This window comes from Leisingera sp. F5 (assembly GCF_001593695.1).
This window is the reverse complement of record NZ_LUKH01000011.1, coordinates 96105-112568: the sequence shown is the minus strand read 5'-3', so window position 1 is coordinate 112568 and position 16464 is coordinate 96105. Positions and strand designations below refer to the sequence as shown.

The window sequence follows — 16464 nt, the reverse complement described above, 5'->3', positions numbered from 1 at the left end:
TCGTTTGATAGCGGAGAGGGCAGCGCCCGGCACGGCGGGGCAGGAAGCGAAGCGCCCGCCCCGTTTTGCCGAAGGCAAACCTTTGGTTTGACGGGGGCGGGACGGGCGCTGCCCGGCGTGCCGCCGGGCTGGACCGTTCAAATTCTGACGCTTCGTTTTCACTTGCTTACGCCCCCAGTTCGGCGCGGATGGCCTGTTCGTCGATGTCGTCATGCTCGGCGATGACCACCAGGGCGGTCTTGCGCGGCTGCGTCCCCCAGGGTTGGTCGTACTGGGCGCGCAGACGCTCGCCCACGGCCTGAACCAGCATCCGCATCGGTTTTCCTTCCACCGCGACATAGCCCTTGACGCGCAGGATGTTGCGCTCGCGGGCGAGTTTCACGATGGCATTCTGCAGCGCTTCGGGGTCGGTTACTTCGCCCATTTCGACAACGATGCTTTCAAAATCGTCATGCTCGTGGTCGTGGTGGCCGTCGTGGTGGCTGGGGCGGGCGTCCAGATCGTCTTCGGCAGCGGCGCCCAGGCCCAGGATGATGCGCGGGTCGATGACGCCTTCGCTCATCGGCAGGATCGGCAGCTTGCGGGGCGCTTCGGCCTCGATCACCGCGCGGGCTTTTTCGACGCCTTCGTCGCCGGCCAGATCGGCCTTGGACAGCAGAACGATGTCAGCGCAGGAGATCTGGTCTTCGAACACTTCGGACAGGGGCGTTTCATGGTCGATGCTGTCGTCCGCCTCGCGTTGGGCCTGCACGGCGTCCAGATCGGGGGCGAACTGGCCTTTGGCCACGGCTTCGGCGTCCGCCAGGGCAATCACCCCGTCGACGGTGATGCGGGAGCGGATTGCGGGCCAGTCAAACGCCTTCAGCAGCGGCTTGGGCAGGGCCAGGCCGGAGGTCTCAATCACGATATGGTCGGGTTTTTCGGGCAGGGCCATCAGCTGTTCGATGGTGGGGATGAAGTCATCCGCCACGGTGCAGCAGATGCAGCCGTTGGCCAGCTCCATGATGTTCTCGGCCGGGCAATTGTCATCGGCGCAGGATTTCAGGATGTCGCCGTCCACACCGGCGGTGCCGAATTCGTTCACCACCACGGCCAGACGCTTGCCCTGCGGGTTCTGCATCAGGTGGCGGATCAGCGTGGTTTTGCCAGCGCCCAGAAAGCCGGTGATAACGGTGACGGGGATCTTGTTGAGATCGCTCATGATTACTCCTCGGAGAAGAACTTGGCCGGCGGGATGCGGGCAACGGATTGCTTGCGGAAGGTCTGCGGACGCTGGCGCCAGGGCACAACGCCATCGGCGGTGCCGGCGTAAGCCGCAGCGCCTTCCAGGATTTCGGGGACATGCTGGTCCGGGTCGAGGTCGCCATAAACATAGGTCCAGCGTTCCGCGCCGCCGATCAGGGCAACGGCGCAGCCGCGCTTGCACGACGACAGGCATTCGACACCGCGCAGACGGACGCCCTCGGGCATCCCGGCCTCTTCCAGCGCGGCGTGCAGGATGGCGCCGGGGCGGGCGGCCTCCGGGTCGGCGCCGTCGCGGCGGCAGGTGAGGCACACGGTCAGCGTGACCGGTTCCGGGGTGCTGGCGGGGGTGCCCGCCTGATCGTCAGCCATCAGCGCGTCTCCTGTCGCGGCAGGCATGCGGGATGGCCGAAAAAGGGGCATTTCTGTGCCTGCCCCTCAACCGGTCGCAGAACACCCCGTCTGCCCGTTGAACTCTCTCACGCTGGCAGGTCTCCCGGCTTGCGGATGCCAAGGCGCGCGCCTTGCCGGCCATCCTGCCTTCCCGGGGATTGTCCCAGTGGCATGGCGGCCTCATCCGGTCACGGTCGCGGGGGCGGCTGTGCTTGAGCTCCCATCGGATATGGAGGCCTTCACATTCCCTCTTCGCCTGTTTTCACAGGAACCAGCTGAACCCCCTTGCGCTATCGTGCCCTTCTTTGTCAAGACATGGGTCAAACAGCTGGAGAGCCCCCCATGAGTGAAAAGTCTGAAACCGGCATCTCAGAGGAAGAAGCCGCCCGTCACGCGTCCAAGATGGCCAAGAAGAAGGCCGCGCGCGACCGGATGATGAAGACCAAGGAGGGCGAGAAGGGCCTGATCATCGTCCACACCGGGCCGGGCAAGGGTAAATCCTCGTCAGGGTTCGGGATGATCATGCGCTGCATTGCGCATGGGATGCCGTCGGCGGTGGTGCAGTTCATCAAGGGCGCCTGGCAGACCGGCGAGCGCACGCTGATCGAAGAAAATTTCAGCGGTCTGTGCCAGTTCTACGCGATGGGCGAAGGCTTTACCTGGGAGACCCAGGACAAAGCCCGCGATATCGCCGCCGCGCAAAAAGGCTGGGAGAAGGCCAAGGAGATGATCCTGGATGAGCGCAACACCATGGTGCTGCTCGATGAGATCAACATCGCGCTGCGCTATGAATATCTGGACCTGGAAGAGGTGCTGGAGTTCCTGGTGGAGCAGAAGCCGCCGATGACCCATGTGGTTCTGACCGGCCGTAACGCCAAGGAAGAGCTGATCGAGATCGCTGACCTGGTGACCGAAATGGGCCAGATCAAGCACCCGTTCCGCGCCGGGGTGAAGGCGCAGAAGGGCGTGGAATTCTGAGATGTTTGGCCCGGCCGACCGGCCGGGCTGCGCTCGACCCTCCCGTCAAACCGAAGGTTTGCCTCCGGCAAAACGGGAGGGCACTTTCGCACCCACCCAGGCTCGGGCGCGTCTCTAAGAGCTAAGCCGCGAGCTGTCCCGCTTTTCCTTGAATGTAGGCACCCACCGCCGCGCGCTGAGCCTCATCCAGCCGCAGGCCCAGCTTGGTGCGCCGCCACAGGTAGTCGTCGCCTGACCGCACCCATTCACGGGCGATCGCCCAGTCAAGCTCCTGTGCCGTGATTGTCGCACCAAAGTCCTGTCCCAGATCACCGGCTGTTTTGGTATCTCCAAGCACCTCCCAGGCCTCGGTTCCATAGGCGCGGATCATCCGGCCCGCCCAATAGGGCGTGAGGAACGGGTAGTCCGCGGCCAGTTTGTCTTGCAGTTTTTTCACATCCTCCACCGGGAAATCGCCGCCGGGCAAGGCCACGCCTGCGGTCCAGTCGGGGGGCAACTGCGGAAAGGCTTCGCCGATCTTGGTCAGCGCAGCCTCCGCCAGTTTGCGGTAGGTGGTGATCTTGCCGCCAAAGACATTCAAGAGCGGCGCCTGCGCCTGGTCCAGTGTCAGCACGTATTCGCGAGTGGCCGCGGTGGCGGAACTGGCGCCGTCATCATAGAGCGGGCGGACGCCGGAATAGGTCCAGACAACATCTTCGCGGCTCAGCGGCTGCTCGAAGTATTGCGAGGCGAAATCAACAAGATAGTCCTGCTCCGCCTCGGTGCACTGCGGTTTTGTGTCCGGGTCCGGATGGTCGGCGTCGGTGGTGCCGATCAGGGTGAAATCCTGCTCATAGGGGATGGCAAAGATGATTCGCCCGTCTGATCCTTGAAAGAAATAGCAGCGGCCGTGATCGAACAGTTTCGGCACCACAATATGGCTGCCGCGCACCAGACGCACGTTTTCGCGGCTGTTCTGGCCCAGCTTCTGGTGCAGCACATCGGCCACCCACGGCCCGCCTGCGTTGACCAGCATCCTGGCGCGGTGCTCGTGTTCGGCGCCGGTGGTGTGGTTCTTGGTGCGGATCACCCAGTGGTCTGCATGGCGCTGGGCGGAGAGAACCTCGGTCCGGGTCAGGATTTCTGCGCCGCGGGACTGTGCGTCGCGCGCGTTCAGCACCACCAGCCGGGCGTCTTCGATCCAGCAGTCGGAATACTCAAAAGCGGTTTTGAATTTGTCCTTCAGCGGCCGACCCGCCGGATCGGCGGCCAGGTCCAGCTTGGCGGTGCCGGGCAGGATGCCGCGTTTTCCCAAGGAGTCGTACAGGAACAGGCCCAGGCGGATCAGCCAGGCCGGGCGGCGGCCCTTCATCCAGGGTATGAAAGTGGTCAGCAGCTTGGAGGTTGGTGTCTCGCTGTCGAACCGCATGTCCTTGTGAAATGGCAGCACGAACCGCATCGGCCAGGAGATATGCGGCATCGCTTTCAGCAGCACTTCACGCTCGATCAGCGCCTCACGGACGAGGCGGAACTCAAAGTATTCCAGGTAGCGCAAACCGCCGTGAAACAGTTTGGTCGAGGCGGAGGATGTGGCGGAGGCGAGGTCATTCATCTCGGCCAGGGTGACGGAGAGGCCGCGCCCGGCGGCGTCGCGGGCGATGCCGCAGCCGTTGATGCCGCCGCCGATGATGAAAAGGTCCGTTACGGGCGTGTCAGTCATTTTCGCTGCTTTCGTTTTGTCCTGCGGTCAGGATCCGGGTGCCAGCGGCCTGCGCCGCCTCGGCAAATTCAGGGGGGACAGGGCGGTCGGTGATCACCACGTCCAGCTCTGCCACGTCGCAGATCCGCACCGGGGCAGAGCGGGTGAACTTGCTGCCGTCGCAGACCAGAACGCGCTGGCGGGCGTTTTTCAGGATTGCGCGGGCGACGGACACCTCGCGGGCGTCGTGATCCATCACCGCACCGTCCGCATCCAGCGCCGAGGCGCCGATGACAGCGAAATCCACCTTGTAGCGGGACAGGAACTCCACCGCGTCCTCGCCGACAATGGCACCGTCGCTTTGCCGCACAGTGCCGCCGGCCAGGATCAACTCCTTGGCCTGGCCGCCCATCATCAGGTTGATAATGTTGATATTGTTGGAAATCACCGTCAGGCCGCTGTGGCCCGACAGCGCCCTTGCCACCTGTTCGGTGGAGGTGCCGATGTTGAGCGTGAGGGAGCAATTGTCAGGGATCAGCTCGGCGGCGAGGGCGGCCATGGCCAGCTTGTTGCCGGCGTTCAGCTTGCGGCGGTCTTCATACCCCTGGCTGGCGGCAGAGCTGACCCGAACGGCGCCGCCATGCACACGTGACAAGGCGCCGCGCGCAGAGAGGTCGCGCAGGTCCGCACGGACCGTTTGCAAGGACACGCCAAAGCGCTGGGACAGGTCGTCGACGTCTACCCGGTCCCGCTGGTTCAGCAGGGCGATGATTTCGTTCTGACGGCCTGTGGCATCCATTTGCTTTCCTTTCGCTGCGATTCTTTAGTGGAAGACGTGAGAAAAGTCACCCGGTGTTTTCGTTTTGATTTCGTGAACGGCAAAACGAAAAGGCGCGCCGCGTGCGGCGCACCTGGACTGAACTCTGTTCCGGCTGGCTCAGCTGAGCGGGATCAGGTGGTTGTCCCAAGCGAGGTCCGCGCGGTGCAGCCGGTGCTGGCCGGTGTCCGAAATCGCGAAAAACCGGCCGGTTCCGGTGCTGGCGATGAAGCCTCCGGGAAAGGCGGCAAGGCCGCAGACGTCGCGCATCCTGTGCTCGTTCAGCAGTGCACCGGAGACAGTGCCCAGCACCTGCAGCACCCCGCCGCGCGGGGAGGTGACGCCGATCTGGCTGCCATCAGCAGAAAAGGCGATGGAGCCGCCGTAGCCGTTCATGTTCGGAACCCGGGGGTCATCTTCGGCCAGCAGACGCGCAGCTCTGCCGGGATGGTGCAGGCCGGCGGTGGGGACCTGCTCGCCCGGATCGCCCTGCCATTGCATGGCAAAGCCGACGGTGCCGTCTGCCCGCACGGCCAGATGGCGGATTGAGTTCAGATGCAGCTCTTGCGGCAGTTCCATCTGTTCTTCCAGTGTCCCGTCCAAGCTCAGGTAGCTGAGGTTCGGGCGCATATCAGGAAGGTTCAGCTTGGTGCGGCCGCTGTCCGGGTGGGTTTCAATGCCGCCATTGGCCACCGCCAGCCCCGGCGCGTCCCGGCGCAGAAGCATATCGTGCGGACCAATGCCGCCGGAGGCAAAGGCGGCAATGCGTTTGTAGCCGCCGGATGCGTCCCAGACGCCGATCACACCGCGGGCGTTTTCATAATCGTTTTCGGTGGTGAACAGGCGGCTGCCATCGGGAGAAAAGACGCCGTGGCCATAGAAGTGCTGGCCTGCGGGTGGCTCCAGCCGGGCGATGGCCGCGCCGCTGCGGCAGTCGATCACATCGGCAAAGCGGCCGGGACGGCGAGCAAAGGCAACCGCTTCGGGGCGGGAGGGGTGCGCTGCCGCCGCGTGGCCGCGGGCGGGCAACGGGTGGCGGAACAGAACCTCGCCGTCTTCTGTGAGGCCCGCAAGCAGGAAGGCGCCGCCGGCGTCCTTGCCGGCAGACAGGAAAGCGGGGCTGCCGGCGCTGGCCCAACTGGCCTGCGGGGCGAGGCCTGCGGCCAGAAGGCCGGCCAAAAAGCCGCGGCGGGAGGCCATATTAATCGCCGTCCAAAGCGTTGAAACCTGCCTCAACCCCCAGGGCCGGGCCCAGTTCCCCGGCCACCAGCCTGCGCAGGTCCTTGATCTCCTGCTGCAGGGATTCGATGCGGAACCGGCTGGCGGGAACCGCCACGCCTGCAAAGACCGGGTCGTTCAGAGTCTCTGCCTTTTCGCGGGCCTTGGCAAAACCGGCAGTGATCTTGGCTTGCAGGTCCGTGCGGTTGTCTGCCAGCGCCACGGCCAGCGGTTCCAGCGCGTTCAGCGACACCAGCACATGGCGCAGGCTGCGGCCCGAACGGCGGGCCTCGGCGCGGTTGGGACGCGGGCGGTCAAAGGTGCCAAGCGGCCGGCCCAGGCGCATGTCGTCCAGCACTTGCAGCCCGGTGGTGAGCGCCTTGAGCAGCTCCTGGGTGATCTCCTCGTCGCTTTGGTAGCGATTGGCGGGGCTGCGCATTTCGGCGGCGTAGTTCTGTTCCCAGTCCGTTTTGATGGATTGGGATGTGGCCGCGATGTCGGTGCTGATGGCGCGGGTCAGGGCGCAGCGGTATTTGTCGCTGCCTTCGGTGGAGAGCTGAGGATCAAAGAGCAGGTACTCCAGCGCATAAAAGCCGCGGGCCGCGATCGAGTAGCTGGCGAATTGCATCGGATCAGAGATGCCTGGGTCTTCGCTGCGGATCAGGTTGGCCAGCGCCTTGGGCGTTTTACTGCGGCTGTCGGGCCAGAAAGCCAGCGCAAAGGCGCGGCTGTCAGTTTCCGTCGGCCCGAAACGGTAGGAGCTGGCGGCGATCCAGGCGTCGAACGCATCGGCATAAGCCGCGCGCAGGGTTTCTGATTGCGGATGGCAATCCTCCTGTGCTGCGGTGTTCAATGCCTGGCTGTCTGCTGCCAGCTCTTGGAACGCCGGGAGGATCAGTTGATCGGTGATCGTGCTGGACAGCTCCGACGCCGCGGCAGGGGCTGCGGCCAAGGCTAGGGTCAGGGCGAGGGGCTGAGCAAGGGCGCGCATCAGAGGCTCTCCAGGAATGAGATCAGGGCGGCGCGGTCCTCTGGCGGCAGCTCCATCACGCGGGATTTGGCTGCCTCTGCCTCGCCGCCGTGCCATAGAACGGCCTCCAGCAGGGTGCGGGCGCGGCCGTCGTGCAGGAAGGTGGCGCGGGGGGAGACCTGCTGCGTCAGGCCAATCCCCCACAGCGGCGGCGTGCGCCATTCGCGGCCCGTCGCGCGGGCTTCGGGGCGGTTGTCGGCCAGGCCTTCGCCCATGTCGTGCAGCAACAGGTCGCTGTAGGGCCAGATCAGCTGGAAGCTTTGCTCGGGCCGGTCCTGCAGCCGGTGGGTCACGTATTTCGGCACGTGGCAGGATGCGCAGCCGGTGTCATAAAACACCTGTTTGCCGTGCAGCACCTGGGCGTCGCCGGTGTTGCGCCGTGCGGGAACGCCGAGGTTGCGGCTGTAGAAGGTGACCAGATCCATGTTCGGCTGGTCGATTTCGGTTTCACGGGAATCACCGCCGCCATGCGGGGCGGATTGGCAGGCGGTTTGCAGATCGGTGCATTCGCCCGCGTGGGCCGGGAACAGCGGAGTGGAGATGCCGATGTCGCCGGAAAATGCCCCTGCGGACTGCTGATGCACCGTGGGGGCGCCGGCCTTCAGGCCAAAGCGGCCCAGCATGATCCGGTTGAATTCATGCGACCAGACCAGATTGGCGCGGCCGGAGATGCCGTCGCCATCCGCATCTTCCTCATCGGCGTGGGCGAAGATGTCGGCGGCGGGGATCGCCTCCAAGAGGCCAAGGCCGATCATTGGGGGCGCGACGCGGGGCGACAGCATGGCGCCCTCGGCCAGCGGGCCATAGCCGAGATTTGCAGCACTGTAGCTGGGGCGGCGCAGGGTGGCGGTCTCATCGCCGTTCAGGGCGATCTCGAACTCCTCATAGGCCACCTGCAGCTTGTATTCCGGGGCGATGCCGGGGGCTGAGAAGTCCTGCAACTGGGTGCCATAGTTCGGATCGGGCGCGGTGCCGATGTAGTCATGAATCTCCTGCAGTTCGGGCGGCACCGGGCCGGGGGTGGAAACCCGCAGGAACATGGTGGCGGAGGCGTAATCCGGCTGATCCGGCACATGGCCGCGGCCGTCCTTCAGGTGGCAGCGCTGGCAGGAGCGGGCGTTGTAGAGCGGGCCAAGCCCGTCGGAGGCCAAGGTGGACGCAGGCGAAAACACCCAGATCTTCTTGAATAGCCCGTTGCCAAGCTTGAACTCCAATTCCTGCTCGAAGCTGAGATTGGCAGAGTGCTGGGAAAACGCCTCGTCATCCGTGCGTGCCCGCACGGTGGCCGCACCGGCGGGCAGATCCTCGAATTGTTCGGGTGCAGAGAAATCGGTTGCAGGCGCTGCCACGGCGTCAATCCGGGCGCGTTCGGCGTCGGTACGGGGGAGGGGGGAGAGATGCGGCTCTGTATGGTATTGGCTGGCCAGGTCCAGCGCCGCAACGGGGCCGGCCGCCGCAAAAGCGGCAGCCAGAAACAGGTTAGTCTTCGATCTCTGCCATCTTGGTGGCGTTGAGCTGGGCATAGTTTTCGGCGCCGATCCGGTCATGCAGTTCAAGCTGCGTTTCGAGGAAATCAATGTGGCCTTCTTCATCCGCCATCAAGTCTTCAAACAGCTTTTGCGTGACGTAGTCGCCCGCCTTGTTGCAGGCATCGCGGGCTTCCTTGTAGAGCGCGCGGGCGTCCACTTCGGCGGCAAGGTCGCATTCGAGGGTTTCTTTCGGGGTCTGGCCGATCCGCAGCGGGTCAAGCTTCTGCAGGTTCGGGTGGCCGCCCAGAAACAGAATCCTTTCAATCAATTTGTCCGCATGCTCCATCTCTTCGATGGATTCTTCGCGGCTTTTCTTGGCCATGCTGCCCAGGCCCCAATCGTCCTGCAGCCGGTAATGCAGCCAGTACTGGCTGACCGCTGTCAGCTCATGGCGCAGCGCTTTGTTGAGATAGTCGATGACCTTGGCGTCGCCCTGCATATTCACTCTCCTGAATTCGGCCTGCGCCTAAATTCTGAAGCTGCGCAGGGACTTCCAGATTAGCATTCGCGCGCATGGTGTCGAGGAAAAGCGGCATGCATCCGCCGCAATCAGCGGTTTTCCCCAGGGCGTGATAGATCTTGCCAGGGGTGATTATCGTTTCGGGATCGGCATTTCGCATCCAGTCGATGGCTGCGCGGATGTCGTGGTCCGAGATCTGTGTGCAGTGGCAAACGATCATGCTGCTCGCGTCCTTGCCCGGTGGCGCAAAGGCCAAGTGATTCCGTTGGGAAATATATCCGACAGAATTACTGGGGATTCAAGGGGTATCCAGAGTAAAAGGCTTGGGAATATGTTTTGGGGAAGGCTCAAAAAAATGGGGCCGCAATAAGCGGCCCCAAGTCAGGTTCTGTTCAGGGGATGCCAAACGTCACCGAGGGAAGTCTCAGGCACCCAGCGGGATGATCAGGTTCACGCCGAAGACGGTGCTTTTGCTGCCGGCCTCATCCACACGGGCCAGGCCGCCGCCGATGGTGGCGCCGTTTTCGAACTCATAGTCGGCACCGATGGTGATCAGATCGGTTTCGCCCGCGCTGTCCAGATCCCGGTGCACAAGACCGCCGGACAGGGTCACGCTGCCGATGGTGTAGGCGCCGGTCAGGGTGGCATAGAGCGCGTCATCCGCCGAGCCGCCTGCGTTCGAGAAGGAGGCGACCTCGCCGTAGAGGTCGAAACCGCCGTCGAAGGAATGGGCGAGGCCTGCGACAAAGCCCTGTTCGTCATCCGTGTCGCCGGCGCCGGCGCTCAAGTGGCGGGCGCCGATGTGGTAACGGGTGCTGCCTGCCTCTTGCGTCCACTGAACGGCAAAGTTGTCCAGCTCGCCGGTGTTGCCTGCGCCGCCGTCTGCGGTGGCAGTGCGGCCGCGATCATAGCCGATGGAGCGGCTGAGGCCGGAATCATCGGCGTAGAACACACCAAAGGACAGGGTGCCCGCGCCGTTCAGCTCTACGTCCGCCAGGATGCCGATCTGCTCGACCAGCTCATAATCTTCGGCGATGGAGCTGCCGAAATAGCCTGCGGCGTCGTCCCAGGCGGTGCCGAACACCGGGTGCAGTTTACCAACTGAAACGGTGGTGGCATCGCCAATGCCGAAGGAGACGCCGAGTTCCTCAATGTAGACGCCCATGTCGTCAAAGGTGCGGTCATCGGTTGCATCGGTCAGCGACTCGGCGGTGACGGTGGCGAAAAGCTCCACACCGTTGCTGAATGTATAGGCGCCGGAAGCGGTGATCACGGCAAAGGTGTCGCGGATCTCGCTTGCGGCGTCATCGGAGGAGACGACGCTTTCATTGGCGATCTCGATCTCGCCTTCCCAGCTGAAGCCCTGGGCCAGGGCGGCGTTTGCGCACAGGAAGACAGGGGCGCTGAGGGCCAGCGCCGCGGATGTTTTGATTTTCATTGGGAATATTTCTTTCTGGTGAGGAGCCAGGCTGCTGGCGCCGGCCGGGCTCCTCTAACTTTAGATTTTGTTATGTTATTACGTGCCGAGCCTTATTCGAAGACTGCCGAGGGATTGTCAAGGCTGTCGGAGCCTTCGATGGCAACGCCGCTCAGATCCAGGGTGGTCACAACGCGCTCGATCGAGCGGGTCTGGTCGATCAGCCCGTTAACGCCGCCCATCACCAGCGCTTCGCCGGCTTTGTTGCCCTGCGCCAGCATCTGGTCATAGGAGAGGCCTGCTTCGGCTGCGGTTTTGATGCGGCCAAGCGCCTGCATTGTGCCTGCCAGCTTGCTGCGCATTTCGGCGTCCAGGTCCGCGTCCTTGGCGGCAACCAGATCCGCCAGCGATGCGCCGGAGACCAGCGCGCCGTTCACGCGCACATATTCGCCCAGATAGACGTTCTGCACGCCCAAACCATCGTAATAGTGGCTGTTGTGGGTGTTGTCGGAGAAGCAATCGTGCTCTTCCTCGGGGTCGTTCAGCATCAGGCCAAGGCGCATCCGTTCGCCCGCCTGTTCGCCGTAAGACAGCGAGCCCATGCCGGTCAGCATCGCGGTGATGCCGGCGTTTTCATCCGCCAGCAGCGTGGTGCGGGCTTCACCCTTGGCGCCCCACTGTGCGGCGATCCACTCCAGGTCGGTGATCAGCAGCTCGGTCGCCGCTTGCAAGTATTCGCCGCGGCGGTCGCAGTTGCCGTTGGTGCAGGCGTCGCCTTGGGCATAGTCGGTCCAGGGGCGGTCGCCGGCGCCATGTCCGGTGCCTTTCAGATCCTGCCCCCACAGCAGGAATTCGATGGCGTGGTAGCCGGTGGCGACGTTGGCCTCGACGCCGTCTGCCTCATGCAGGGCGCCTTCCAGCAGCTCCGGCGTTATCTTGGCGGCGTCGATGGCCTTGCCCGACAGCTCAAAGCTGGGATTGGCGATGATGTTCAGTGCCGCCAGGGTGTTCTCGTCGGTCGGGCCGCCATAAGAGGCGTCCACATAGTCGATCAGGCCTTCGTCCAGCGGCCAGGCGTTCACCTTGCCTTCCCAGTCGTCGACAATGGCGTTGCCGAAGCGGAAGACTTCGGACTGCTGATACGGCACGCGGGCGGCGATCCAGGCGGTGCGGGCAGCCTCCAGGTTCTCAGCTGACGGATGTGCGACCAGCGCGTCAACGGCGGCTTTCAGCCCTTTGGCGGTGGCCAGGCTGTCCTGGTATTTGGCCTCGGCGATGTTGGCGTAGTTGGTCAGCACTGCTGCCTTGTCTGCCGCAACGGCTGTGGTGGCGCCAAAGGCGAGACCGGCAAGGGCAGTGCCCGTGAGAAACAGAGATTTCATCAGCTAAGTCCTTAAGTCTGTGTCAAATTCAGTGGAGAGTGGCCGTGGCGGGCCGGGCCGGTTGCAGCGGCGGGCGCGGCGCCATGATCTGTTGCATCAGCAAGCCGCAGTCAGACGCCAGCTGCGTCAGCTCAGACGCTTTGCGCGGGGTGACGATCAGCGAGGCAAGGATATGCGCGTCGTCCTGCTGGCCCTCGGCAGCACAGGCCAGGAGGTTGGCAAAACAGTTCTCATCCGCGCCCAGGCATTTGCAGGTCATGCCGTGGCGCACCAGCGGGCGGCGGCCATGGGCGGCGCAGAAGTTGCAAAGATAGCCAAAGGCCTCAAACGCGGCCGTGGCCATTTCCGGGCCGAAGTTCACCTCGAAGTCGCGGCGCATCTGGTCGCGGGTCTCGGCGCCGGAAAACCAGTGGCGCAGGTAGATCACCGCGCCGGCTTCCAGCGGCGGCAGCTCGGACAGGGTGCCGACGGTCACGCCGCCGCGGGGAGAGGAGTGCGCAGTGCTCATGGCCGCCCGCTCACTTGGTCAGGATCAGTTTGCCTGCGCGGGTGATGCGCAGCGAATAGATCTGCCCGTTCAGCAGAATACGGGCCTGCGCGCCGCCGCGGGTCAGGTCTTCGGCGTGGTAGGTGGGGAACACTTCGGTGGTTGCGGTGGTCGGCACCGGCTTGGAGGCAATCTGGTTCATATCTTCCGCCCATTGCTGAATTCCGCCCTGTCCAGAAGCCATTCCAGACAAAAACCGGACAGAGCGCCGGACGGCGCAAAGACCTGCGGCCACAATTGGCGCATGTCTTCGGGCTCCAGCTCAGTTGTCTGCGGGCCGCGGTGGCGGCTGTCTCTGGTCGGCATGGGGGCGATCTCGGTTGATTACACGTCGCTCGGGCTCGCCTGATCCGAGTCAGGCTGGCTGGAATGCTGTATACCTGAATTATTCACTCAGGTATGTCAATCTGAGTTTTTTAGTAGGGAATAATTTCTGCGATGCCAGAAGGGGATAGGGGAAACAGAAAAGGCCGCCCAATGGGCGGCCTTTCAGAATTCTATAGGCAAAGAATTAGGCGCGGGTGCCGGAAAAACGTGCCTGCCACTCCTCGCGCTGCTCGTCGGTGATCTTGGCAAAAAGCACCTCGGGCACGGTGAAGCTGTGGCCTGCGGGCAGGGTTGACAGGGCAGCTGCCGCATCTTCGGGCCAGTTGCGGTCGTCTGAATTCATCGCCGTCATCAACGTGTCCGAAGCCTGCGGGATGAAGGGGGCCGACAGCACCGCGTAAAGGCGGATCAGGTTCAGCCCCAGACGCACCTGTGCGGCGGCGCGGCCGGGGTCGGTTTTGAACACCGACCAGGGCGCGGCGGACTGCAGGTATTCGTTGCCCGCGACCCAGATCGCCCGCAGCTCCTGCGCCGATTTGCGGACTTCCATCGCTTCCATGTGGCCTTCATAGGCGCGGATGCGGGTGGTGAGTTCTGCAATCAGCGCCTGTTCCTGTTCGCCGTATTCCCCGGCTGCCGGAACTTCCTCGCCGAACTTGGAGCGGCAGAATTTGGTGATGCGGGAAACGAAGTTGCCCAGCACGTCGGCCAGATCCTTGTTCACGGATTGCTGGAAGTTCTCCCAGGTGAACTCGGAATCGCTGCTTTCCGGCGCGTGGGACAGCAGCCACCAGCGCCAGTAATCCGCCGGCAGGATCTCCAGCGCCTGATCCATGAACACACCGCGCCCCTGGCTGGTCGAGAACTGGCCGCCGTCATAGTTCAGGTAGTTGAAGGACTTCAGGTGGTCGACCATCTTCCACGGCTCGCCGGAGCCCAGAATGGTGGCCGGGAACGACAGGGTGTGGAAGGGCACGTTGTCCTTGCCCATGAACTGAACGTATTTCACATCCCCGGCGCCTTTGTCGGTGCGCCACCAGCGCTGCCAGTCGGCGTCTGATTTGCCATTGGCCTCGGCCCATTCGGCGGCGCAGGCAATGTATTCGATCGGCGCGTCGAACCAGACGTAGAAGACCTTGCCCTCCATGCCGGGCCAGTCCGCGCCGCCCTTCTTGACCGGCACGCCCCAGTCCAGATCACGGGTGATGCCGCGGTCCTGCAGGCCGTCGCCGTCATGCAGCCATTTCTTGGCGATCGAGGTGGTCAGGATGGGCCAGTCGTTCTTGCTGTCGATCCAGGCGTCCAGCTGGTCCTTCAGCTGCGACTGGCACAGGTACAGGTGCTTGGTCTCGCGCACTTCCAGATCGGTGGAGCCGGAAACGGCAGAGCGCGGGTTGATCAGGTCGGTCGGATCCAGCTGCTTGGTGCATTCCTCGCACTGGTCGCCGCGGGCGCGTTCATAGCCGCAGTTGGGACAGGTGCCCTCGATATAGCGGTCGGGCAGGAAGCGGCCGTCAGTATTGGAATAGACCTGCTTTTCGGTCACTTCGCGGATCAGGCCCGCTTCGGCCAGCTTGCCGGCGAAATGCTGGGTCAGCGCGTGGTTCTGCAGGCTGGAAGAACGGCCGAAATGGTCGAATGACAGCGCAAACCCCTTGGCGATCTCCGACTGGACGGCGTGCATTTCGGCGCAGTATTCCGCCACCGGCTTATCCGCCTTGGCGGCGGCCAGCTCAGCCGGGGTTCCGTGCTCGTCGGTGGCGCAGAGGAACATCACCTCGTTGCCGCGTCCACGCTGGAACCGGGCGTACAGGTCGGCCGGCAGCTGCGAGCCCACCAGGTTGCCCAGATGCTTGATCCCGTTGATGTAGGGGATCGCGGAAGTGATCAGAATGCGTGCCATGCTATCCATCCAGGTAATGCGTCAAAGGCCCGTCTACCGCATGGCGCAGGCGGCGGAAACCCCTGGTGTGCGCCGGGCGGGACACAGCTGGCGGAGAGGCAGGCAAATTGCTCGCCCTGCGCAGGGTGGCATTTTGCCCACTGCCCCCGGCGTTGAGATTTTCGGGAAGGAATGCTGTTTGTAAACATATCCTTAAAGGGTAAGAGCTGCTGTCCGATTGTTTCGCGCGCGAAACAATCGGACAGAGATGCTGACCTGTTTTACCGCCGTTCGCGCGTGCGCTTCAGCAGGCGGCCGATGGTGAAGGAGGTGCGCGGCGCATAGACATAGCTGGTGCGCTCTTCCGGGGTGGCGCGGACTTTCATCCGGCTGAGACCGAAGGCGATCAGCAGCACATGGCCGCAGGCCACATAGGCAAACAGGGCAGGCGGTCCGTACAGGCTGATCAGCGTTGAGGAGACATAGGGGCTGGCGATGGCGCCCAAAGCAAAGAAGAACATCAGCGCTGCGGCCAGCTCCACCCGCTCTTCCGATGTCGCAAAATCGTTGGCATGGGCTGCAGAGACCGAGAAGATCGGGAAGGTGGTGAACCCGAAGAACCCCGCCGCCAGCATCACCCCTAGGGTGCCGGTGCCGCTGGCAGCCATGGTGACAGCGCAGCTGAAGATGGCAGCCACGGAAAGCCAGATCAGCACCCATCGGCGGTCGTATTTGTCGGCCAGCCAGCCCATCGGGTATTGCGCCAGCGCGCCGCCCAGCACGAAGGAGGCCAGGAAAAAGGCGATCTGGCCGATCTCCAGCCCGACTTCCTGGCCATAGACCGGGCCGACCATCCGGAACGAGGCGGAGCTGAGCGCGGCCACAATCACGCCCGCCACCGCCAGCGGCGAACAGCGCCAGGCCAGTTTGGGGCGCAGCCGCGGCGCATCGGGGGTTTCCGGCTGGCTGGCCTTGGTCAGGGTCAGGGGCAGCAGTGCGGCGCAGCAAATCACGGCCAGCAGGTTGTAGGAGATATAGACTGCAGGCGGCAGCACCGCGATGATCAGCTGCGCCGCCAGGGAGGCGCTCATATCGGCAATCCGGTAGGTGCCCATGGCGCGGCCGCGGTTTTCATTGGTGACCTTGGCGTTGAGCCAGGCCTCGATCACCGTATAGGCGCCGGCCACGCAGAGGCCCGAGGCAATCCGCATCGCCGCCCAGGCATAGGGGTTTTCGGTGAGCGTATGGCCCAGCAGCCCCATCGCCCCAAGGGCTGTGCAGACCGCAAAGGCGCGGGAATGGCCGACATTGCCCATCAGCCGCGGTGCCCACCAGCAGCCGATGAAGAAGCCTAAGAAATGCGCCGAGCCGAGGAGGCCGATCTGCTCTTTGGTGAAGTTCAGCGTCAGGCCCGAGATGGCATCAAGCGGGCCGACGCCTCCGGTTGAGAGCTGCAGCAGGATGACGGAAAGGAACAGGGCGGCAAAGGAGATGATCAGGCGCATAACGGCCCGACCATGACAGGCTGCGGCGGCATTGCCAGCCGGTTTCCGTCATTGCGGTG

Annotated in this window: 15 protein-coding genes, 1 pseudogene and 1 riboswitch; of the genes and pseudogenes, 1 reads left to right on the top strand and 15 read right to left on the bottom strand. The window is 63.8% G+C overall.

Going from position 1 to position 16464, the window contains the following annotated elements; translation table 11 throughout:
* Window positions 1-166: 166 nt before the first annotated feature.
* A pseudogene (cobW, locus tag A2I95_RS09705) lies at window positions 167-1177 on the bottom strand (cobalamin biosynthesis protein CobW); the annotation flags it as partial.
* Window positions 1178-1203: 26 nt separating this feature from the next.
* Window positions 1204-1614 (bottom strand): DUF1636 domain-containing protein, encoded by a 411-nt coding sequence (locus tag A2I95_RS09700; protein ID WP_291729564.1) that lies wholly within the window; start codon window positions 1612-1614, stop codon window positions 1204-1206.
* Window positions 1615-1710: 96 nt separating this feature from the next.
* A riboswitch (cobalamin riboswitch) is annotated at window positions 1711-1926 on the bottom strand.
* Between the two features lie 51 nt (window positions 1927-1977).
* Here A2I95_RS09700 and cobO point away from each other — a divergent pair.
* A complete protein-coding gene (gene cobO / locus A2I95_RS09695) occupies window positions 1978-2613 on the top strand; it encodes a cob(I)yrinic acid a,c-diamide adenosyltransferase (protein WP_291729563.1) in 636 nt (211 codons plus the stop codon).
* A gap of 121 nt (window positions 2614-2734) precedes the next feature.
* Here cobO and glpD read toward each other — a convergent pair whose 3' ends face one another.
* The 13 genes from glpD to A2I95_RS09630 all read right to left on the bottom strand — a co-directional run bounded on the left by glpD (window position 2735) and on the right by A2I95_RS09630 (window position 16405).
* On the bottom strand, window positions 2735-4312 hold the full coding sequence (gene glpD / locus A2I95_RS09690) for a glycerol-3-phosphate dehydrogenase (RefSeq protein ID WP_291729562.1): 1578 nt from the start codon (window positions 4310-4312) through the stop codon (window positions 2735-2737).
* Window positions 4305-5090 (bottom strand): DeoR/GlpR family DNA-binding transcription regulator, encoded by a 786-nt coding sequence (locus A2I95_RS09685; protein WP_291729561.1) that lies wholly within the window; start codon window positions 5088-5090, stop codon window positions 4305-4307. The genes glpD and A2I95_RS09685 overlap by 8 nt, the downstream gene beginning before the upstream one ends.
* Before the next feature lie 138 nt (window positions 5091-5228).
* Window positions 5229-6308 carry a DUF1513 domain-containing protein gene (locus tag A2I95_RS09680; protein ID WP_291729560.1) on the bottom strand — a complete coding sequence of 360 codons (1080 nt, stop codon included), beginning with the start codon at window positions 6306-6308 and terminating at the stop codon, window positions 5229-5231.
* A 1-nt stretch (window position 6309) separates the two neighbouring features.
* Window positions 6310-7317, bottom strand: coding sequence for an imelysin family protein (locus A2I95_RS09675; protein ID WP_291729559.1), 1008 nt, complete (start codon window positions 7315-7317; stop codon window positions 6310-6312).
* Window positions 7317-8879: a di-heme oxidoredictase family protein gene (locus A2I95_RS09670; RefSeq protein WP_291729558.1), complete on the bottom strand. Its 1563-nt coding sequence runs from the start codon at window positions 8877-8879 to the stop codon at window positions 7317-7319. Before A2I95_RS09670 ends, A2I95_RS09675 begins: the two co-directional genes overlap by 1 nt.
* On the bottom strand, window positions 8836-9324 hold the full coding sequence (bfr, locus tag A2I95_RS09665) for a bacterioferritin (RefSeq protein WP_027259753.1): 489 nt from the start codon (window positions 9322-9324) through the stop codon (window positions 8836-8838). The genes A2I95_RS09670 and bfr overlap by 44 nt, the downstream gene beginning before the upstream one ends.
* Window positions 9272-9565, bottom strand: coding sequence for a bacterioferritin-associated ferredoxin (locus tag A2I95_RS09660; RefSeq protein ID WP_291729557.1), 294 nt, complete (start codon window positions 9563-9565; stop codon window positions 9272-9274). The genes bfr and A2I95_RS09660 overlap by 53 nt, the downstream gene beginning before the upstream one ends.
* 204 nt (window positions 9566-9769) lie before the next feature.
* Window positions 9770-10783, bottom strand: coding sequence for a porin (locus A2I95_RS09655; RefSeq protein ID WP_291729556.1), 1014 nt, complete (start codon window positions 10781-10783; stop codon window positions 9770-9772).
* A gap of 92 nt (window positions 10784-10875) precedes the next feature.
* Window positions 10876-12144: an imelysin family protein gene (locus A2I95_RS09650; RefSeq protein WP_291729555.1), complete on the bottom strand. Its 1269-nt coding sequence runs from the start codon at window positions 12142-12144 to the stop codon at window positions 10876-10878.
* 28 nt (window positions 12145-12172) lie between these two features.
* Complete coding sequence (locus A2I95_RS09645; protein ID WP_291729554.1) at window positions 12173-12652, bottom strand: hypothetical protein; 480 nt, start codon at window positions 12650-12652, stop codon at window positions 12173-12175.
* 10 nt (window positions 12653-12662) lie between these two features.
* Entirely contained in the window at window positions 12663-12833 is a 171-nt protein-coding gene (gene hemP / locus A2I95_RS09640; protein ID WP_024089159.1) for a hemin uptake protein HemP, read from the bottom strand.
* Window positions 12834-13202: 369 nt separating this feature from the next.
* Window positions 13203-14921 (bottom strand): methionine--tRNA ligase, encoded by a 1719-nt coding sequence (metG, locus tag A2I95_RS09635; protein ID WP_291729553.1) that lies wholly within the window; start codon window positions 14919-14921, stop codon window positions 13203-13205.
* 260 nt (window positions 14922-15181) lie between these two features.
* The gene (locus A2I95_RS09630) at window positions 15182-16405 is read right to left on the bottom strand and encodes an MFS transporter (RefSeq protein WP_291729552.1); all 1224 of its coding nucleotides are present in this window, start codon (window positions 16403-16405) and stop codon (window positions 15182-15184) included.
* Window positions 16406-16464 lie beyond the last annotated feature (59 nt).